Source organism: Veillonella rodentium (genome assembly GCF_900187285.1).
Classification (GTDB): domain Bacteria; phylum Bacillota; class Negativicutes; order Veillonellales; family Veillonellaceae; genus Veillonella; species Veillonella rodentium.
In genome coordinates, this window is record NZ_LT906470.1 from 297,123 (window position 1) to 319,051 (window position 21,929).

Below are 21,929 nucleotides of genomic sequence, written 5' to 3' on the forward strand. Positions count from 1 at the left end.
AACAGAAGGGGGATGAATACTTGAATACAGCATACTTGGATATGATTCAAGGTAAAAATCCGGGGGTAACACCTGTGTGGTATATGCGGCAGGCAGGCCGTAGTCAGGCGGAATATCGCAAGATAAAAGAGAAATATACATTGTTTGAAATTACAAAGGAGCCGGAGTTATGCGCTCGTGTCACGGAACTGCCCGTTAAGGAATACGGCGTTGATGCGGCAATCCTTTATAAAGACATCATGAGTCCCATGACGGGTATGAATATTCATGTGGATATCAAGCCCGGGGTGGGACCCGTATTCTCTACGCCGATTCAATCGATGGCGGATGTGGAGCGCCTCGATCCGTTCGATCCGACGAAGGTGGACTATATTGCGAAGACCATCAGACTGCTCACAACGGGTATGCTTGATGTGCCGCTTATCGGCTTCTGCGGGGCTCCGTTCACTATTGCTTCATATCTCATAGAGGGCGGACCGACGAAGAATTATAATAAAACGCGGGGGATGCTCATCGGTGCCCCTCGGGTGTGGGATGCGCTGATGACAAAGCTGGCGGATATGTCCATTGCGTATCTGTCTATGCAGGCCGATGCGGGCGCCGATGCATTGCAGATTTTCGACTCCTGGGTCGGTGCCGTCAATGCGGAGCAGTATAAACAGGGGATTTATCCGCATGTGGAGCGTATTATCAAGACGGTGAAAGCCAAGTATCCCAGCTTGCCGATTGCCATGAACGGTGTCGGAACGGATCATCTCGTATCGATCTGGTCTCATTTGCCGCTGGATGTTATCGCTTTTGACTGGCGCAGCTGCATCAATATGGCCTATGAGCGGGGCGTAACACAAACGATTCAGGGAAATCTGGATCCTGCGTATCTATATGCCGATGAAAAGACATTGGCTCGTGAAGTGGACCGTATATTGCTGGACGGTATCCGATACGGTCGTCATATCTTTAATTTAGGGCATGGCGTATTCCCTGAGGCGGACCCGAAAAAACTGCATTGGCTGACGGACTATGTTCATGAACGCAGCCGGGAACTGTGGGCGCAAGAGGGATGACGGATATTGTGAAAGATTCAAAACAAGTGGGAGTGCTCTTTTTGTCGTATGGCAGCCCGTCGGATAAGAAGGACTTGATTCCGTATATGACGAGCATTCGACGGGGGCGCACTCCGACAGACTGTGAAGTACAGAATTTGATAAATCGTTATGATGCTATAGGGCAGTGGACAGATCAGTCGCTGTCGACGATGGCGAAACGGCAATGTCATGTATTACAGGATTTGTTGCCGTCAGTGCCGATAGCAAACGGTTATCTTCATATGCAGCCATCTATCGGCGATGCTGTTGCGGATTTGGTAAAATGCGGTGTCAGTCATATTATAGTTATAGTGACGGCGCCGTTTTATTCGGCTCTCGGAACGGGTGCTTATGAGCATCGGGTCGATGCCGCGGTAGCGGAATATCCTCACGTAACGAGTGAATTTATTCGGCACTGGTGGGATCAGTCGGCATTCATTGATTATTGGATGACATCTATTCAGGGATACTTACAGTCCCATAAATTTGATAAAGCTGAGACGACAGTTATTTTCAGTGCTCATAGCGTACCTGTGGGGGAGACTATGAGTGCCGATAGTTATGCGGACAGCCTTCGTGCGGGAGCAGAACGGATTGCCGATCGGCTGGGACTTCCTCATCGGTCTCTGGCGTGGCAGAGTGCGGGGGCGCACGGACAATGGCTGGGGCCTACGGTGCAGAATGCCATTAAAAGAGCACTACAGAACGGTTTTAGACATATCGTGTTCGTACCGTTCGGCTTTGTGAGCAATCATGTGGAAGTGTTGTATGATAATGATATAGAGTGCAGGGGCTTTGTCGAGGCCGGCGGCGCCAGATATGGACGCGTTCCGATGCCCGATGATGATGTGCGCTTTATACGAGCTATGGCTGATGCTATAACAGAAAGGATTCGTTTGTGAAAGTAATAATCATAGGCGGTGGACTTACGGGGTTGACAGCGGCTTTTTATTTAGGTCATGCCAAGCCGGAATGGAATATAGAACTGTATGAACAGGCGTCGCGATTTGGCGGCAAAATTCAAACTGAGCACGTAGATGATTTTGTAGTCGAACTGGGGCCCGATTCCTATTTGGGCCGCAAGACGGAAATGACGGACCTCGTATATGATTTGGGGCTGGGGGATACTTTGGTGTCCAATGAAACTGGGCAGGCTTATGTCTATGATGAGGGCAGAATCCATCCTATTCCGGGCGGCTCCATCATGGGGATTCCTACGGAAATCATGCCCTTTGTGAAAGCTACCCTTATTTCGTGGCCCGGTAAATTGAGGGCCGGATTGGATTATTTCAAAAATCCCTATCCTCTTGATGTAAATGGCGACGTGTCTATCGGTCATTTCTTCAAGTATCATTTGGGACAGGAGATGATGGATAAGCTCATCGAGCCTTTATTGGCGGGTATTTACGGTGGAGATATTTATAAGATAAGTCTTCTGTCCACGTTCCCTCACTTTATTCAGGTGGAACAAAAATACGGAAACATGGTCAAAGGAATGATGGCTGCAAAGATGAGTCACTCCAAGGCGGGCGTTACGAAGGCTGTTAAGGGAGCCGCCGCGGAAGGCGATGTGCCTCGCGCCGGCAAGGGTGTTATGACGGACAGTCAATACGCGAAGTATCAGTCCGCTAAGAAGTCGGCGCATCAGTCGACGATAGAGGCCCGTAAAGGCACAGCCGCTCAATCTGGCATGTTCCGTCAGTTGACGGGCGGCCTTGAAAGCGTTATCACCGCTATCGTAGCGGCTATGCCCGGTAATGTAAAATTATATAATAATACGTTTGTTGATGATATTCAACGCAATGACGATCGATATGAGCTATATGTAACGGAACGATGTGGCTGTGAGTGTTTACATACGGACACAGATTCATCCTTATCCTTACCTCCTTCTGAAATCCTGAGGGATGGAGCGCAGGGCGTCGCTCAGAGCCGAAATGTTGTTGCGGATGCCTTGATTATTTGTACGCCGCCGGCTGCTTATAAACAATGGTTTCGGGATGATTCCGGATTTGATTACCTGCGCTCCATGGAGCAGTCCAGCTGTGCCATTGCCATCATGGCTTTTGATAAAGCCACATTTGACGGCGAATTGAATGGTTCGGGACTCTTAATCACCCGAAAAACGGATACACCGCTTACGGCATGTACTATTTTGAATCAGAAGTGGCCGCAGACGACGCCGGATGATAAAATCGTGCTGCGCGTCTTTATCGGAAAGCCCGGCAATGATATGGTGGAACGATTAAGCGATGATGAGCTTTCAGAATTGGCGGTTACGGAAATCCGACGCATTATGAGTTTTTCAGCTGCACCTGAATGGGTAAAAATCAATCGTCTTATTCATTGCATGCCTCAATACAATGTAGGACATCGTGCCGGTATTACAGCCGTACGAGCACATGTGGCTCGGAATTATCCGAATTTATATCTTATCGGCACACCATTTGACGGTATCGGTATCCCGGATGGCGTAAAACAGGCAAAGGAGCTCGTACAGCGTATCAGTGAAGAAATAGTCTGATAATTTATGTTTAGTTTGAATTATTTATTCGATAGGAGTGATTATAATGGGTAAAGCAATCCCTACAGTAGAAGGTTGGCATAGTCAACATATGGTATTCGCTATGGATTTCAGTGCGTGGAACTGCTTCACGGCGGATGAAAAAACGGCGGCTCGCAACGAGTTGAAAGCATTTTTGGCAGATCTCGAAGAAAAACATCAGGCGAAGAAAGGCAGTTATGCGTTTTATGATGTAAACGGCGCTAAAGGTGATCTGATTTTATGGGTTTTGGGACCGTCTCTAGAATATTTGGCACAGGTGGAACGCGCATTCCGTCGCCTTGCCATTGCGAGCGTATTGGTGCAGACGTATTCGTATACCTCCGTGACTGAAGTGAGCACTTACGTTAAGGATAAACTCGACACGGAAGAGGTCAATCAGAAATTATATCCTCATGTGCCGCGTGATAAATATATCTGCTTTTACAATATGAGCAAAAAACGCGAAGGTGCCGATAACTGGTTCATGTTGCCTCCTCGTGACCGAGGTGCTTTGATGAAAGCCCATGGCGAACTCGGAAAAACATATTTAGATGTATTGTCCGAATTCACCACCGGCGGCTGTGGCCTTGATGACTGGGAATGGGGCATAACTATCTTCAGCGATGACGATGTAAAATTCAAAAAAATCGTGTATGATATGCGCTTTGAAGAAGCGAGTGCACGATATGGTATCTTCAGCGACTTCTACGTTGGAACTATCATTGACGACGCGCTGTTTGAAGAAATATTCCAATAATATACGGAGATAAAGTATTCACTAGTATTGACGATGTATTTTCGAAGAAATCTTTGGATAATAAAGGGGCTGTAACAAAACAGCCCCCTTTCTACTAAAAATAGCTATTAGTTGATTATATACAATCAACTAATAGCTATTTTTCTGTATTTTATAAGGAAAAAGGGTCCCGAAGGACCCATTCCATTGGTATAATTTAAGTATGAAAAAGAACCATACCAATGAATTTAATTATACCAAACTCTAAAGTTCCACCGCACATTCTGTTTAAGATTTTTGTCTATGCTATGTCCAACGGCGTGTATTCTACACGTATGATCCAACAACAATGCGAGGAAAATATTAACTATATGTGGCTACTACAAGGTTATGCTACCCCCAGTCATATGACGTTTCAACGATTTTTTGCACATTGTGCGCTAGATATACTCATGAATTTATTTTCGCAGATAATGGAAGCGATTGCGAGACGTGACACACTAACCTTTAATGAAGTATTTATTGATGGGACCAAGCTAGAAGCTAATGCCAATAAATATACGTTTGTATGGTGTAAAGCTGTAGAGAAAAAGCTATCTATGTTACCCACTAAATTATCTGTACTCAAGCAAGATATCTGGAATGAATTGGGCTTAGATGCATTTTATATGAACGATGAATTTGTATATACCTTTTTAGCTAAAGAAATTGAAGTACGGCATATGGTGTTGGTACAAGGGAAAGGCAAGCATAAAACACCGTTACAACGTTTGTACGAACGAGCAGAATCCTTATATGAGAAGCGAAAAGAATACGAATAGCAATTGTATATTATGGGGGGGAACGTAACAGTTACTCTAAAACGGATCCTGATGCTACGTTTATGCGTATGAAAGAAGACCATATGTGTAATGGACAGCTTAAGCCTGCTTACAATATACAATTGGCTGTTCATTCTGAATATATTATGGGAGTTGGTGTATTCCCTAATCCTAATGATACCAATACATTAATTCCGTTTGTACAACAATTAGAACGACTTCACACACAACATTTCAAATATGTAGTGGCAGATGCCGGCTATGATAGCCATGAAAACCTAACATGGTTAAAACACAACCAGTATCTATCTTGTATAAAACCACAGTATTATGAAAGACAAAAGACTAAGGTATGGACTACCGATATTGGTAAAGCTCGTAATATGCAATATATACCGGAAGAGGATTCGTTTATATGTGCTAAAGGGCGCCAATTAAAATATGCCTATACACGTAACATTAAAAAGAAAACAGGATTTGTATCTGAGCGAAAGGTATATATTTGTGAATCCTATAACCGATGTGGATACAAAAAAGACTGTCAACCGTATGCGAAACAGACAACAGTAAATCCTATAAAGAGAATTGAGATTACCCCTGCTTATGATGCCGTATTGGCAGAAAACCAACGTAGACTGCTTAGTGATACAGGTGTCCAATTGCGGATTAACCGCTCCATTCAAGTGGAAGGTACATTTGGTGTCTTAAAACAGGATCTTGGATTTAGACGTTTTTTACATCGAGGGACTGGTAAAGTACATAAAATGTTGTACCTATTAGCGATGGGATTTTATCTTACAAAACTACACAACCGAATACAAGCAGGACGAATTCATACAACAGTATTCACCGTAAAAGGAACTGCTTAAACTAAGAAAAATGCAAATAGGTCTAATGGCCTATTTAGGTGCGTCTAAAAACAAAAAACACCAAGAAAATCTAGGATTTTATAAACCTAATTTTCTGGGTATTTCTTATATTGTAAAGGGACTGCAACTAGAATGTGGTAAAACCACATTCTGTTACAGCCCCTTTATTATCTTTCTTCATCTCGCTGAAGGATATATTTTTGAACAGAAAAACTTTTATCATTTAATTTTTTGATGTGAATTATATTTTCAATATGGTATTAGTACGTATAAATTTTCTGTTCAAAAAATTATACATTCATATTTGCCGCCTTGCGCACATAGAACCAGTAGCAGACCGCTACGGTCACGATGTTGAAAGCGAGCAATACGGCGAAGGCCGGATGGATATTGCCGAATGTGGAATATACGAAGCCGAAAATTTTAGGTGTAACGAAAGCACCGTATGCAGCTACGGCCGCTACAAATCCTGTAATAAGTGAGGATAGCAACGGATTGCCGAATACATGCGGAATCATACGGAAGGTTGCGCCGGTTGCAAAACCGCAACATACGAAGGTCAATATGGACATTGTAAAGAAGAACGGAAAGTTATGCATGTCTACACCGACTGCGATTAATGCCGTTGTAGCACATAAACCGATGAGGCTTATGAAGGTAACTTTTGTACCGCTGTTGATCTTATCCGCGAGCCAGCCGCCGACAGGACGAAGTGCACCTGCTACGAGCGGGCCTACGAATGCAATCGATGCGAATGGAATTTCAGGGAACTCTTTACCTACTAAGAGGCCAAGCGCTGCGGCATAACCGGAAAAAGCACCGAAAGAGCATGTGTAAAGTAAAGTCAAAGCCCAAGTGTGTTTGTTACCGAAAATCTGTACGAGGTTTTTAGGATTCGGTTTATCTAGAGGCAGATTATCCATGAAACGCGTCATGAGTGCAAGGATAACTACGAGCGGTACAATCCACATGAACGCTGCATTGGCAAGATATACCGCATTGCCTTTAATGATAGTCGGTGTTACACCGAAGATATTACCCAGTGTAGCGGAGCCCATAGCAAATGGAGCCAAGAAGTAGATTACGGAAATACCGAGGTTACCGATACCGCCATTGATACCGAGGGCGGTACCTTTTTCTGATTTAGGAAAGAAGTTGCCGATATATGCCATGGAGGACGAGAAGTTGGCGCCCGCTAAACCGATAAGAGCGGTTAAAATCATAAATGTGGTATAGGAAGTCGTCGTATCCTGCACGGCAAAGCCGAGCCATACAACAGGGACCAATAAGATAAGTGTGGAGAAGAATGTCCAGTTCTTACCGCCCACCAATGCCGGCATATAGGTGTACACAAATCGTAATGTAGCACCTACGAGGCCAGGAAAGGCGGCCAATGTAAACAACTGATCCGTTGTAAAGTTAAATCCCGCGCTGTTCAGCTGTGCAGCGATGGTAGACCATAAATACCATACGCAAAATGATAAGGTTAGGGCGATAGTGGAGATAACCAGGTTTTGTTTCGCGATTTTCTTACCAAATTTCTCCCAGAACTCAGGGTTCTCCGGTTGCCAGTTTGCCACGATTTCACTGCGGCTAGCGCCTACTTGAGGCATTTTTAGTTCGCTCATAATGAACTTCTCCTTGCTATAACAACTACACAGTTTGATGAATGCCAATTCAATAAGGTACTCTCTTTCAGAATAGAATTACGTTATAATTATTGTATCATCTTTAATAACATGTGCTTTAAATCACACACATATTATATAGTGTAGAATATACTATGAATGTGATATAAAACACACATATATTTAAATTAATAAGTTATAATAATCCTAAGTGTACTTGAATGTATACGGATTATGTACTTTTACGAAGGATGAATTAGTTTTTCTAATGATTTATGTTGAAGTACGTAGGCGGTGATAGTATGGATCGTAATCTAATTGATAAATTGCTTGCTTTGCCGGGGGATGAAGTGCATCTAAAAAAAGGTGATTTTCTCTTCCATGAGGGGGATAGGGCTGAATACTTTTATATTGTTTTAAAAGGTAGATTCAGTATAAAAAAATTTGAGGCCAGCGGGCATATATTTGCTCTGCGTCTTGTAGGCCCTGGTAATGTAATAGGCGAGATTCCTCTCTATGAGGAGAATACAAAAACATACGTGTTTAATGCGATTGCACGAGAACCCAGTTCTGTGTATTGTATACGTTATGATGTGTTGGAGTCGGCTATTGCAAAGGATCATTCGTTAGCGATTGCGATGATGAAGATCTATACATTACATATGCGCCGCCAGCAGGCGAAGTACCGTGATTTGCTTTTATACGGCAAGAAGGGTGCTTTTTATTCTACCCTGTTACGTTTAGCCAATAGTTATGGCATTAAGCGTGAGGACGGTATCTTTATAGATATTGCCTTGACTAATCAAGAGCTGGCCGAATTTGCCGCCACATCAAGAGAAAGTTTAAATCGCATGCTCAGTGAGTTACGAAGACTAGGCTATGTAGCCTACGACAAACACCATCTGGTTATCTGTGACTTTGATGCATTAATCGGATTGCTTGATTTGGATGTCGATACTATCGATCCGAACATCAGTAACATCGAATAATTGGCTTTTCTCCCTTGTGTCGGCATGCCTGGCACAAGGGATTTTTTGTAGTTTTGAAGGAGGACATGAGATGAGCCTGTTGTCTCAAAAGTTTAAGTTTCTTCGCAAGAAGGACGTGTCTCCAAGCGGTCATCAGATTACAGAGGATGGTGGTCGTGAGTGGGAAAATTTTTATCGAGACCGTTGGTCCTACGATAAAGTAGTCCGTACGACACATGGTGTGAACTGTACCGGTTCCTGCAGCTGGAATATTTACGTTAAGAATGGTGTGGTGGCATGGGAGAATCAGGCTATCGATTATCCTGAAACGCCGGATGATATGCCAGATTATGAACCGCGCGGATGCCCTCGCGGTGCGACATTCTCCTGGTATCTCTATAGCCCGTTGCGCGTAAAATATCCGTATGTGCGTGGCGAATTGGTTGAGCTTTGGAGAGAAGCGAAAAAGAATGCCAAGAATCCGATCGAAGCCTGGAAATCCATTGTAGAGGATCCAGAAAAAGCCAGAAAATATAAATCTGCCCGTGGTATGGGCGGCTTTGTGCGTTCCACATGGGAGGAAGCGACAGAGATTACTGCCGCATCCTTATTATATACTGCAAAAACATACGGCCCTGACCGTAATGCGGGCTTTTCCGTAATTCCGGCGATGTCCATGTTGTCCTATGCGGCCGGTGCCCGTTTTCTTAACTTAATGGGCGGCACTCCGTTATCATTCTATGACTGGTATGCCGATTTGCCGCCTTCCAGTCCACAAGTTTGGGGTGAACAGACTGATACGCCTGAATCCGGTGATTGGTATAATGCGGGTTATATTATGACTTGGGGATCCAATGTTCCATTGACTCGTACGCCTGATGCTCACTTCTTGACGGAGGTTCGTTATAAAGGTACGAAGGTTGTGTCCGTATCCCCTGACTATGCGGAATCTACGACGTCCTCCGATGCATGGCTCAATGTGAAAGCCGGCACTGATGCGGCCCTTGCTATGGCAATGGGGCATGTTATCTTAAAAGAATACTACATCGATAAAGAAACGCCATACTTTAAGGAGTATGCAAAAGAGTTCACAGATATGCCGTTCCTCGTACGCGTTGAAGAAATCAACGGCAACGTGCAGCCGGGTCGCTTCTTGAATGCGAAGGACTTAGGTCGTCAAGAGGAAGGCGCTGACTTCCAGATGGTACTGATCGATGAAACGACTAAAGAAATCGTTGTTCCGAACGGTACAATGGGTGATCGTCATACCCATCCTGAGAAATGGAACTTGCGTCTTGAAAACCGCGATACGGGGGCAAAAATTGATCCTCAATTATCCGTGTTTGACCAACGCGAGGATGTTACCATCGTTAAATTGCCATACTTTGGTGACGAGGCACATGAAGGTGTTATTGAACGTGCAATCCCTACCATTACGATACAAACTGTAGATGGCCCTGTAAAAGTAACAACCGTATACGACCTTATTCTCGCTAACTACGGTATCGACCGTGGTATCGGCGGTGAAGTAGCGACGAGTTATACTGATGACACTCCTTACACACCTACGTGGCAGGAAAAAATCACAGGCATAAAAGCTGATATCGCTATTGCTACGGCTCGTGAGTTTGCCGATAATGCGGAAAAAACGAAAGGCCGTTCCATGATTATCATGGGTGGCGGTATCAACCACTGGTATCATGCTGACATTATTTACCGCACAATCTTGAATCTTATCATGTTCTGCGGTACAGAAGGTGTTAACGGCGGCGGCTGGGCTCACTACGTAGGACAGGAAAAATTGCGCCCTGTGGAAGGCTGGGGCGGTATTATGACCGCTAATGACTGGAGCAAGGCGCCCCGTTTGCAAAATGGCACATCCTGGTTCTATTTTGCTACGGAACAATATCGTTCCGACTGTATCGATTTAGCGGATCGTGTATCTAAATTGGCTAAGCCTCGCTACCGTCACCCCGGTGACTATAATGTGTTGGCCGCTCGTTTAGGCTGGTTGCCATCGTATCCTACTTTCAACAAAGGCAGTCAACAATTGATTAACGATGCTCGTGCATCCGGTGCCGGTACGGAGTCTGAAATCAACCAATATGTGGCTCAATCATTGAAAAACAAAGAATTACAATTCTGCGTAGAAGATCCGGCGGCTAAAGAGAACCATCCACGCAATTTATTTGTTTGGCGTGCGAACCTTATCGGCTCCTCCTCTAAAGGTCACGAGTATTTCTTGAAACATTTATTGGGTACTAAAAATGCGGTATTGGAAGACGATGATTCTCCTACACGTCCGGAAGAAATTAAATGGCGTGAAGCCGATGGGGCGGGTAAGCTCGATCTTTTAATCGATATCGACTTCCGCATGGCATCTACAGGTCTGTATTCAGATATCGTATTCCCTGCTGCCACATGGTATGAAAAGGAAGATCTGTCCTCTACGGATATGCATCCATACGTACACGTATTCCAGGCTGCTGTTGACTGCGCATGGGAAACTAAATCTGACTGGGATACATTCCGTACCCTTGCGGAAACAGTATCTCGCGTAGCGAAAGAGTCAGGTTTTACGGAATACGAAGATATTGTAGCGGTGCCTCTTGGTCATGACAGTCCCGGTGAAGTGGCACAACCGGAAGGTAAGGTGCTCGACTGGAGTAAAGGCGAATGTGAACCGATTCCCGGTAAAACTATGCCGAACCTCGTTCATGTAAAACGCGATTACGGTCAAATCTTTGAAAAATTCATCGCATTGGGGCCTAATATTGAAAATAAGATGGGGGCTCACGGTATGGCGTGGGATGTTTCCGACGAATATAAGACGTTGTACGATCAGAATGGTACAATCGACAATCCTGAATTCGTTTCTCATGGTCGTCCAAGTATCTATGAATGTAAAGAAGCTTGTAATGCGGTGTTGACATTGTCATCCTGTACAAATGGTAAACTCGCTGTTCGCTCCTGGAAGGCGATGGAAGAAAAAACGGGTCTTTCCGGTCTTGAAAAGAATGCAAAGGGTCGCGAACAGGAAAAAATTACCTTTGATGATATGGTTCGTCAACCGCGCTTTATCATCAGTTCTGTAACAAGTACCGGTAAGAACGATAAAAATCGTCGTTATTCTCCATTTACAACATCTACGGAAGATAAGGTACCGTTCCGTACCGTAACCGGTCGCCAATCCTTCTATTGCGATCATGAAATGATGCGCGATTACGGTGAAGCCATGGCATTGTATAAACCTGTCTTATCCTATAAACCTGTCCAAAAGGATTATTCCATTGAAGGTATACCGGAAATTACATTGAAATACTTAACACCACATCATAAGTGGTCTACTCACAGTATGTATTTCGATAGCCAACAAATGTTGACATTGTTCCGCGGCGGTCAAACCATTTGGCTCAACGAAGATGATGCGGCTGAAATCGGCGTAAAAGATAACGACTGGGTGGAAGCTTTCAACAAAAACGGTGTAGTAGCTGCTCGTGCAGTTGTGTCCCCTCGTATTCCTCGCGGTATTTCCTATATGCACCATTCCCAGGACCGTCATATCAACGTTCCCGGTACACAGGTTAAGAAAGATCGTCGTGGTGGTACGCACAATGCGCCGACACATATTCATATGAAGCCGACCCACATGATCGGCGGTTATGGTCAATTGAGCTATGGTTTTAACTACTACGGCCCTACCGGTAACCAACGTGATATGACGATTGTGGCTCGTAAATTGAAGGAGGTGGATTGGCTTGAAGATTAAAGCTCAAGTATCCATGGTCCTAAATTTGGACAAGTGTCTAGGCTGTCACACATGCTCCATCACTTGTAAAAATACGTGGACGAACCGCGAAGGCGCGGAATATATGTACTTTAATAACGTGGAAACCCGCCCAGGCGTAGGGTATCCGCGTAACTGGGAAAATCAGGAGAAGTGGAAAGGCGGCTGGATTATCGACAAGAGCGGTAAGCTGGCACTTTCTACAGGCTCTAAAGGTTCCCGTCTGATGAAGTTGTTCTATCATCCTGAACAACCTGAATTGAAGGATTATTTTGAGCCGTGGACATATGACTATGAAACATTGATTCACTCCGGTCGTAAAAACAATCAACCGGTTGCACGCCCCCGTTCTCTTGTAACAAAACAGAAAATGGAGGTTACCTGGGGCCCGAACTGGGATGATGATTTGGCCGGTGGCCATCATGCTCGTGAAGACGTAAACCTCACGAAAATGGGCGAAGATATCGTATTTGATTATGAGGAAGTGTTCATGCGTTATTTGCCGCGCCTTTGTAATCATTGTCTGAATCCGTCCTGTGTGGCTGCATGTCCGTCCGGCGCTATTTACAAGCGCGATGAAGACGGTGTCGTTCTCGTATCGCAGGACGTATGTCGCGGCTGGAGACATTGTGTTCCATCCTGCCCGTATAAGAAAATTTTCTATAATTGGGAAACAAACAAAGCTGAAAAATGTGTATTCTGTTATCCACGTCTGGAAAACGGTCTACCTCAGATCTGTGCGGAAACATGCGTTGGACGCATGCGTTATGTGGGCGTTGTGCTGTATGATATGGACAAGGTGGAAGAAATGGCATCTACAAGGGATGAACAGGGTATCTACCAAAATACGGTAGATTTGATCTTGGACCCTCATGATCCGGAGATTATTAAAGCTGCTCGCGCAGAAGGTATCTCCGAAGCATTCCTGAAGGCAGCTCAGAAGTCCCCTGTTTATAGACTTGTAAAAGAATGGGGCGTAGCATTACCGTTGCATCCTGAGTATCGTACATTGCCGATGGTTTGGTATGTGCCGCCGCTCAGCCCGATTTTGCAACGTGTTACATCCGATGTATACTTGCCGGATGCACATGAAATGCGCGTACCTGTACAATATCTGGCGAATATGTTTACCGCCGGCAATACGGAAATTTTGGCTCGCGTGTTACAACGCATTCTCGATATGCGCGAATACATGCGCCGTCGTGAAATCGAAGCGGAACCTATTGCTCACGAGGTGGATCTTACGGAAGAGCAAATGTATGCTATGTATAAATTGCTGGCATTGTCCAAATATAATGATCGCTTTGTCATTCCGTCCGATGTCAAGGTATCCCGAGAAGGTCGCTTAGAAATGCAACAACAACGTGGTTTTGCATGTCCGACAGGGGGTTGTCATAATGGATGATGCACAAAAAATAGCTCTCATTGCTTCTTTTTTGCTTCGCTATCCCGATGAAACCTGGTATAACGAATTAGGCGAATGGAGGGAGGATGCTCAATCCGTTGAGCACCCTCAACTTCGCCAGGGTTTGTTGGAGTTCTTCGATTATATTGAGGAATCGGACCGTAAGGCTTTTGAAGATCAATATGTGCGGACCTTTGACTTCAGTCGGAATACGACGATGTATCTGTCGTCCTACGAGGTGCAAGGTACAGGGGAACAGGCGGAAGAACTCGTTAAATACAAAGCTTTTTTCCTCGAAAACGGTTTTGACTTGCCAAAGGAAATGCCCGATTATATTCCGGCTATTTTAGAACTTTGCGCCGTTATCGAACCGGATAAAGCGCGTGAGGTATATGATTACTGCAAGCCGAAATTAGAGTACATTCGGGAGCGATTGATCGAAGCAAAACTGACCTATGCTTTCTTATTTGATATCATATTGTCGGTTGCGAATGGATTGGAGGACAGTGCACGATGAATCAATTTTTATGGGGCGCTTTGCCATATATTGCGTTTACCTTCTTAATCGTAGGCACGCTTGTCCGTTTCTTTTATTTTGAAAGAAACTGGACTACAAAATCTAGTGAATTCTTAGAGAAAAAACAGTTGCGCATCGCAAATCCGCTGTTTCACTTCGGTTTGCTCTGCGTTATCGGTGGGCACATAGTGGGGGTATTGGTACCTAAAGCGTGGACCGCCGCTATCGGTATTGATGACCATATGTACCATGAAGGGGCGTTGTATTTGGGTGCTGTAGCCGGAGTTATTTTCATCGTCGGGTTTTTACTCCTGATGAAGCGCCGTTTTACGGTTCCCGCAATGAAGGTCAACACATCTCGTCTTGATAAATGGTTATATCTGTTCCTCACTTTAGCTATCTTCAGCGGCATGGCGGGTACATTGCTTAATGCATCCGGCTTCTTTGATTATCGCGTATCCATCGGTCCCTGGTTCCGCAGCTTACTATCCTTTATGCCGGATCCGTCCCTGATGGAAGGTGTGCCGTTTATGTTCAAGTTCCATATGTTGGCGTGGATGGTTGTGGCGATTATCTTCCCGTTCAGTCGGCTGGTACACTGCTTGAGTGTTCCGCTCAACTACTTGACCCGTCCGTTTATCGTTTATCGAAAACGGGATTACAAATAAATAATAGGATGATGTTTAATTTGTATGTTCCTGTCTATGAATAGGGCACATCAATTTTTATTAAAGATCTTTATGATGATGAAAGCTCCGCTTTTGCCGTTGTAAAGATCTTTTTTTGTTCATGATCTATCTATATAAGGCATGATTGATTGTAAGATTGATATATAAATTTTCTTTACTATTATAATGAAAATTGTTATTATTTTGATGTTAAAGATGATAATGATTATACAAATTAATGTTCATCAAATTTTCATGGTGCGTTATCCCGGTTCTTATTTATGAGGTTTATTATGAAGAAACGTAAGATTACCAGTGCTTTTGCAGTGATGTCCCTAATGAGCGTAGTGACAGCGTTTGCCATCAACCCTTTTTCCGATGTGTCCTCCGACAGTTGGGCCTATCAAGCTGTTGATCAGTTAGCGATAGCAGGTATCATTAACGGCTATCCGGATGGTACTTTCAAAGGACAAAACAATATTACCCGCTATGAAATGGCGCAAATGATTGCGAAAGGGTTGGCAAATCAGGACCGTGCCAATGCGGAGCAGCAGGCTTTATTGAATCGCCTGACAGATGAGTTTTCTAATGAGTTGAATACATTGGGCGTTCGTGTGGCAAAACTCGAAGATCGTGTAGGTAAGGTAAAAATTACAGGGGATGCGCGTATCAATTATATCGGTAAAGAGGGTATTGATGGTTATGATTACGAAGATAAATTTACCACGCGTGTACGGTTGGGACTTGATGCAAAGGTCAATAAAAATACTTCGGTCAAAGCTCGTATCACGACGGGCTCTATTGAATTCGGTGATTCCTCCAAGACGGCACAGGCTGATTGGGATCTAGCCTATGTGGAGCATAAATTTGGTAAAAATGTTATCGTCGATGCGGGCCGTTATACACAGAAATTCGGTAACGGTCTGATTTACTCCTCTAATTTTGACGGTGTCGGGGCTACGGCAAAACTCGGCAATGTTACGTTGAACGGCGCTTATGGTTATATGACTGCCGGGCGTTTTGCGAAGGTGAGCAAGGATGATAATGGTGATGTGGGTTTGGTAAATGCCAGGGTTCAAATCGGTAAGCATTTTGATGTAGGTGCTATGCTTGCACATGTGGGAAAAGCTAATGTACGTATGTCCAATGGTAAGCGGAATAATGATTTTGATAATGTATACGGATTTAATGCAAAATATAATCTTGGACAGTTCGGTGTGGAAGGTGAATGGGTAAAAGCTTCCGGCGTTAGTGATTCCGATGTGTGGAACGTAGGTGTTAAATGGGGTGAGTATAAGATTGATAAGAAAAACTCCTGGACAGTTCATTTAGATTATTTTGATCAGGCCAAAAATGCACCGGTATTTAAAACTCAAAAATATGAGTCCAATGATCTGCAGAAAAATAAGCGATTTGAGGGCTATAAAGCATGGCAATTAAGCGCATCCTATGCACCGGAAAAGAATGTCGGCATCAATGCTTATTATGGATTCCATGCAAAGACGCATGAAGGTAATAAAGTAAATGATTACTATCGTGCAGATCTCAACTTTAAATTTTAATTAGAGATACAACTGGAAATTAGAGGTAGCTCTAGAGATAAAGTGTTTGTAACACAAGTATCAGTCGTATAATAGTCTGTAGTGAGATGAAGAAACGAGGTTTATTATGGCGGAAGTAGCTAAGAAAAAATTTAAGAGCAAGTATCATATTTTGTGGTGGGTTATTATTTTGTCCTTGATTTTTATGGGGCTAGTGGAATACGGTTATGTCTCCGGCGGGAGATCGTTTGGTAACTGGAAGGTTCATCTAGGTCTTGTACCGTATGTGACATGGCTTGTGATGACTTATATCGCGACGAAACCTAAATGGTTTATTAAGCGGTATAATCCGGCGGAGATGTTTCAAATTCATCGGATTTTAGGGATTGTGACCGTGGTACTTGTATGTATTCACTGGTATGTATATTTTCTTAAAGCCGTTAAATCTCCGTTGGGTTTCTGGGGCGGCTATGTATCCACGGTATCCATGCTTATTGCATTGGTGTTCGGTATTTTATACTTGACCCCGTGGATCGGAAATATGGCAAAGTCCATATCCCGCAAAAAGGCGATCTGGATTCACCGGCTTAACCTCGTCGCCATCATAGCGGCGAATATTCATGTGCACGGTTTCGGACGCCTGTCCAAAATGGTACCGTTCATGCCTGTGTTCGATGTGTTAACTTATGCCTTAGTTATTTACTATATTTACTGGATGTTCAAACAAAAATAATTGTGTTCTGTGAGAGCAAAGTCTGGAAACAATAAGGCTGAGCATTGCAAAAGAATATTCAAAGACCATCAGATACTGCTGTATGTCATTTTAAAGGTAAAATTTTAAATGTCGTATCAGCGGAACTGATGGTCTTTTTATGTGCTTTACGATACAATTAGTTTAGGTAACGATACTATAAGTTTAGATTACGATTCATCGAATTGGAAAGAAGGACGCATATGGGTTCTGATTGGAAACGATTGATATATTTGATTTGCGCCATTCAAGTCGGCGCGGGAATAACCATTATAGGTATTCTATCCTTTATACCGTTATTCCTGGTCGATTTGGGTCTCCATGATCAGGGTGAAGCCGCTATGTGGGCGGGAATTGTATCCGGTGTAACGCCTTGTATGGTGGCTTTGAGTGCGCCGTTCTGGTCCCGTAAGGCTAATGAAATAGGACCGCGCAAGGTGATGCTTTTTATTCTCTTGACTCTGACGGCCTCTGTAGGTGTATGCGGATTTACACAAACACCGCTGCAGCTATTGGCTCTTCGTACGTTGCAGGGGCTCGTAGGCGGTTATGTGCCGATAGGTCTTGCCATCATTATATTGATTACGCCGGAGGAGAAGGTGCCGTGGGCCATGGGGCTTTATCAGGCATCCATGGTGATGGGCCTTGTTTTCGGCCCCCTTATGGGCGGATTGGCGGCGGACTTGTTGGGGTATCGGGCTCCATTTTTCCTCTTTTCCGCCTTGTCGGGACTTTGTCTGTTGGGTGTGTATTTTTTAATGCCTAATTTGCAGTTTACACATAAGGTGGACGAGAAGGAATCACAGTGGTCGTTGATTAAATCATTTTTATCGATACCGACCGTTCGGTTGCTGGTGGGCATGCAGTTTCTCTGTAATTTCGGCATTACCGGCATAGGTCCGATTCTACCGCTTTATATCAAACATTATATGAATGTTAACGATGAGTATGTAGCGACTATTGTGGGGGTTATCATTTTCGGTGCCGGTATTTTCAGCGCTCTTGCATCCCTGTCCATCGGCCATTTCTCAAAACGCCTTTCCATGCCGAGAATTTTGCTGATGGCGACTTGTGCGGTAGGAGGATTTTTCGTATTGCAGTATATCGTGCCGAGCGTTTGGGCCTTGGGGACCTTTCGGGCTATTGCAGGTTTCTTTATGGGCTTTATTACGCCTATTGCGAATACCCTCATTTCCCAGGCCGTGCCCGTAGAGCGTAGGGGTATCGTCTTTGGCGCCGTATCCAGTGTGGCGATGATGGGGAATGTTCTGGGACCGGTTATCAGCGGTATGATTGCACGTGGTTTCGGATATGGTGCGGTTTTTTGGAGTACGGCAGGCATTTTCTTTGCGGCTGCATTATTTATCTACCAAAATCTGATCCGTAAATCTATTTAGTGCAATTGTTCAAGTTTTTTGATTTTCCAATCGCCGTTAAGTCGATGATTTATAAAGATGTATATGTAAATTTTTATTTTTGGTATAGACAGTTTGTAAAGAGTGAATATCCTTATGTTATTAAAACAGCTGGAGTATTTTGTGTCTGTCGTAGAGAATAACAGCTTTACCCAGGCCGCAAATGAACAATATATTTCTCAGTCCGCCATATCGCAGCAGATCAAGGCTTTGGAAACAGGGTTGGGCGTGGAGTTGATTGTGCGTGAAAAACGCAGCTTTCACCTGACACCGGCCGGGCAGTATCTGTATCGGACGGGCAAGAAACTGTTGGAGCGATTTCATGACATTACGGTGGAAACGACACGTATCGGTACAGATGCAAGGGTCAGTTTGCGCATCGGCTATTTAAATCGCTATAGTGGCGTGATTTTGCAACAGACCGTCATCCGCATGGCAAAGAGTCATAAGAATCTTGATATCCGCATGTACAGCGGCAGTCACGAAGAATTGTACGGTATGCTACAGGATCGTCGCGTAGATGTTGTGTTTAATGATCAATGGCAGGTCCTGGCGGACATATATGACACTCATCTCGTAGGGACCGCACGGTCTGTTATTGAGGTTCCGCAAGGGTACACGACAACTGAAAGTATCGATATCAAACAGATTGATGATGCGCCGCTCATCTTGGTGTGTCGCGGTAAGTATACACTTGGCGAGGAGGAACATTATCGAAAGGCTATCGGCTATAATGGTGCCTTTGCGTACGCCCGTACGTTGGAGGAGGCGAGATACCTGGTAGCCGGTAATCAAGGATTGCTGTTATTGGACTGTTTTGAATATTTGACGGAGCCGATGCAGGGCATAGAGCGAAAACAGGTGACCAATCATGGACACGCCATAGAAAAGCAGTATTTTTTCGTGTCTCAGTTAAACCAGACAAATACATATATAAATATATTCAGTGATATGTTCAAACAGATACTAGATGAACTATCCGTAGAAAAAAGCCGTTAGCAATGAGATGCTAACGGCTTTTACAGTAGTAGTTTTGATAATTACAGTAGTTCCAAGAGCATATGGATTCCGTTGATGGCGAGTTTTATGCCGTATACGATGAGGATACTACCGCAAATACGGTTGATTATTGTCATATGTGAAAACTTTATTTTCTTTGATAACAGATGCATCGCCGTCGCGAGAGAGCCGAACCAGATCGGTGTCATGGTCAGGAATCCCGCAAAGAATTGATAAATACCTTCTCGTGGCAAGTTTGCCTGGAAAGCCCCTAACATCATGCTCGCATCGATGATAGCCTGTGGATTGCCCCAGGATACAACGAGCGCGGACATCATGATTTTCTTTATAGGTACATTGGTGTCTACATTGCGTATATCCGGCTCCGTATTGAACGTGGTGTAGCCCATATAAGATACTAAAATACCGCCTATAAGAAGGACGCCCAGCTTCAGTAAAGGCCAGATTTCAAGAAGTGCACCGATGCCGAAGAAGGCGGCTATACTGAGCGACATGTCAAAGACACCTACGATGAGAATCGTCAATAGGATACGTCTCACCGGCTGAACAAGAGCCGTATTGATGATGAATAAGTTTTGCATGCCTACCGGTGCAAAGGTGGCGAGACCGATGAGCAGCCCTTGTAAGAAATACATATGATCTCTCCTCTCTCCTATAGATGTGATGAACATATATAAATATAATAAAAAATACCCCCTATAATCGACTTTAATCAGTACCTGCGAGGGTACATCTTTTAAGAGATTATAGGAGGTATAACATTCAGTTCCTATACATTAACTATACCATATGTCGGTTGTTGTTGACTAGATGAAGTTTGTTATTTTGCTATAAATTTACCATAAACCGATCATGTGCTGTGCCAAAAGACTGACCGCCGTAATGGCGATCCAACAGCAGGCGCCCAACGCGAGGGCGGAACCGCCCGATTTGATGAGCTTTACAATGTTCGTGTTGAGGCCTATGGCTACCATGGCCATGGTGATAAAGTATTTGGAAATAGGTTTAAAGATATTGAGGAATGCAGTATCTATCTTTATATAGGATAACACTGTAGTGATCAAGGAACAGATGACGAAATACAGTACAAATTTTGGAAAAATCTTAGCGATGCTGACAGAACCGCCACCGGACTGAGCGGCATCTTTTTTGGCTTTATATACCTGATAGCTGGCAAGACCGAGACAGATAGGAATGATTGCGAGGGTTCTGGTTAATTTTACGATGGTTGCATATTCAAGAACTTGTGTACCGGTGCCTTTCATGCTGTCCCATACGGCCGCCGTTGCCGTAACGGATGATGTATCGTTAACGGCTGTGCCCGCGAATAACCCGAATCCCATGTTGGAGAGGCCGATCATGTCACCAAAGGCAGGGAATACGAAGGCTGCCACTACATTGAAGAAGAATACGACGGAAATAGCCTGGGCGATATCCTGGTCGTCCGCCTTGATGACCGGAGCCGCAGCGGCAATGGCGGATCCGCCGCAAATGGAGGAGCCGACGCCGACGAGGACCGCCGTATTGGAATCGATATGGGTGAAGCGGTAGAGCGCATACGACACGATGAGCGATGTAGCGATGGTGGAAATAATGACAGGTAACGAAATCCAGCCTACATGCAGAATCTGTGTAATATTAAGCCCGAAGCCGAGTAAGATAACGGCCCACTGCAAAATTTTCTTTGATGTGAATCCGATACCGGTCCCTGTTTTTTCACGTTTCCAGGAAGTGAATATGGATCCGATGATAATACCTAAAATAATGGCGAAAATAGGGCTGCCGATGAGATGGAACTGTTGTCCTAACAGCCAACAAGGAATAGCGAGAATCGCACAGAGCAAAATGCCGGGCAATGTCTTTTGATTGATACCCATGATAAAACCTCCTTACTGTACATACAGTTACGTCATATGTGGTATCATGCGGCGTAATATACTACGTAATTAATAGTATCACAGTCGGGGGACGTAAATCTATACTTCTATTAATAAAATATACATGATATTCAAGATATTCATTATTTTTAGTATTAATTACGGTAGAGAATATTTAATATAACTTAGTAATTAAGTCGTACTCTGTACTTTTAATTTTTCTGTAAACTGAATAATTAAATACGGTTGACTATATATGCGGTTCGGCTGTATACTGCAAATGAGATTGTTAACTC

Annotated in this window: 18 protein-coding genes; 15 read left to right on the forward strand and 3 right to left on the reverse strand. The window is 44.1% G+C overall.

The genetic code is table 11. The annotated features are described in order from the left end of the window. Positions 1-20 precede the first annotated feature (20 nt). The 6 genes from hemE (at position 21) to CKV62_RS01175 (ending at position 6,056) form a co-directional block, all read left to right on the forward strand. On the forward strand, positions 21-1,064 hold the full coding sequence (hemE, locus tag CKV62_RS01150; protein ID WP_095065013.1) for a uroporphyrinogen decarboxylase: 1,044 nt from the start codon (positions 21-23) through the stop codon (positions 1,062-1,064). Between the two features lie 8 nt (positions 1,065-1,072). After that, positions 1,073-1,987 carry a ferrochelatase gene (hemH, locus tag CKV62_RS01155; protein WP_095066685.1) on the forward strand — a complete coding sequence of 305 codons (915 nt, stop codon included), beginning with the start codon at positions 1,073-1,075 and terminating at the stop codon, positions 1,985-1,987. Continuing rightward, a complete protein-coding gene (gene hemG, locus CKV62_RS01160) occupies positions 1,984-3,609 on the forward strand; it encodes a protoporphyrinogen oxidase (protein ID WP_095065015.1) in 1,626 nt (541 codons plus the stop codon). Before hemH ends, hemG begins: the two co-directional genes overlap by 4 nt. Positions 3,610-3,655: 46 nt before the next feature. Beyond that, on the forward strand, positions 3,656-4,387 hold the full coding sequence (hemQ, locus tag CKV62_RS01165) for a hydrogen peroxide-dependent heme synthase (protein WP_095065017.1): 732 nt from the start codon (positions 3,656-3,658) through the stop codon (positions 4,385-4,387). A 287-nt stretch (positions 4,388-4,674) separates the two neighbouring features. Beyond that, a complete protein-coding gene (locus tag CKV62_RS01170) occupies positions 4,675-5,187 on the forward strand; it encodes a transposase (RefSeq protein WP_231968396.1) in 513 nt (170 codons plus the stop codon). A 62-nt stretch (positions 5,188-5,249) separates the two neighbouring features. After that, entirely contained in the window at positions 5,250-6,056 is an 807-nt protein-coding gene (locus tag CKV62_RS01175) for a transposase (protein WP_095065020.1), read from the forward strand. Between the two features lie 290 nt (positions 6,057-6,346). Here CKV62_RS01175 and CKV62_RS01185 read toward each other — a convergent pair whose 3' ends face one another. Then, positions 6,347-7,684 (reverse strand): MFS transporter, encoded by a 1,338-nt coding sequence (locus CKV62_RS01185; protein ID WP_095065024.1) that lies wholly within the window; start codon positions 7,682-7,684, stop codon positions 6,347-6,349. 302 nt (positions 7,685-7,986) lie between these two features. Between CKV62_RS01185 and CKV62_RS01190 the strand changes: the two genes are divergently transcribed. From CKV62_RS01190 to CKV62_RS01230, 9 genes are all read left to right on the forward strand, one after another. Continuing rightward, positions 7,987-8,673 (forward strand): Crp/Fnr family transcriptional regulator, encoded by a 687-nt coding sequence (locus tag CKV62_RS01190; protein ID WP_095065025.1) that lies wholly within the window; start codon positions 7,987-7,989, stop codon positions 8,671-8,673. Between the two features lie 70 nt (positions 8,674-8,743). Further along, entirely contained in the window at positions 8,744-12,421 is a 3,678-nt protein-coding gene (locus CKV62_RS01195; protein ID WP_095065027.1) for a nitrate reductase subunit alpha, read from the forward strand. Then, positions 12,411-13,844, forward strand: a complete 1,434-nt coding sequence (narH, locus tag CKV62_RS01200) for a nitrate reductase subunit beta (protein WP_095065029.1) — start codon at positions 12,411-12,413, stop codon at positions 13,842-13,844. The genes CKV62_RS01195 and narH overlap by 11 nt, the downstream gene beginning before the upstream one ends. After that, positions 13,837-14,361 carry a nitrate reductase molybdenum cofactor assembly chaperone gene (gene narJ, locus CKV62_RS01205; RefSeq protein ID WP_095065031.1) on the forward strand — a complete coding sequence of 175 codons (525 nt, stop codon included), beginning with the start codon at positions 13,837-13,839 and terminating at the stop codon, positions 14,359-14,361. The genes narH and narJ overlap by 8 nt, the downstream gene beginning before the upstream one ends. Next, positions 14,358-15,029: a respiratory nitrate reductase subunit gamma gene (gene narI, locus CKV62_RS01210; RefSeq protein WP_095065033.1), complete on the forward strand. Its 672-nt coding sequence runs from the start codon at positions 14,358-14,360 to the stop codon at positions 15,027-15,029. Before narJ ends, narI begins: the two co-directional genes overlap by 4 nt. A 293-nt stretch (positions 15,030-15,322) precedes the next feature. Then, entirely contained in the window at positions 15,323-16,591 is a 1,269-nt protein-coding gene (locus CKV62_RS01215; protein WP_095065035.1) for a putative porin, read from the forward strand. Between the two features lie 106 nt (positions 16,592-16,697). Then, positions 16,698-17,303 carry a ferric reductase-like transmembrane domain-containing protein gene (locus tag CKV62_RS01220; protein ID WP_095065037.1) on the forward strand — a complete coding sequence of 202 codons (606 nt, stop codon included), beginning with the start codon at positions 16,698-16,700 and terminating at the stop codon, positions 17,301-17,303. Between the two features lie 221 nt (positions 17,304-17,524). Next, positions 17,525-18,718 (forward strand): MFS transporter, encoded by a 1,194-nt coding sequence (locus CKV62_RS01225; protein ID WP_095065039.1) that lies wholly within the window; start codon positions 17,525-17,527, stop codon positions 18,716-18,718. Positions 18,719-18,832: 114 nt separating this feature from the next. Further along, positions 18,833-19,735 (forward strand): LysR family transcriptional regulator, encoded by a 903-nt coding sequence (locus CKV62_RS01230; RefSeq protein WP_095065041.1) that lies wholly within the window; start codon positions 18,833-18,835, stop codon positions 19,733-19,735. 41 nt (positions 19,736-19,776) lie between these two features. Here the strand turns inward: CKV62_RS01230 and CKV62_RS01235 are convergent, their stop codons facing one another. Together CKV62_RS01235 and CKV62_RS01240 are read right to left on the reverse strand one after the other, a co-directional pair. Further along, positions 19,777-20,391, reverse strand: a complete 615-nt coding sequence (locus CKV62_RS01235; protein WP_095065043.1) for a LysE/ArgO family amino acid transporter — start codon at positions 20,389-20,391, stop codon at positions 19,777-19,779. A 201-nt stretch (positions 20,392-20,592) separates the two neighbouring features. Continuing rightward, positions 20,593-21,633 (reverse strand): YeiH family protein, encoded by a 1,041-nt coding sequence (locus CKV62_RS01240; protein ID WP_095065045.1) that lies wholly within the window; start codon positions 21,631-21,633, stop codon positions 20,593-20,595. Between the last annotated feature and the right edge of the window lie 296 nt (positions 21,634-21,929).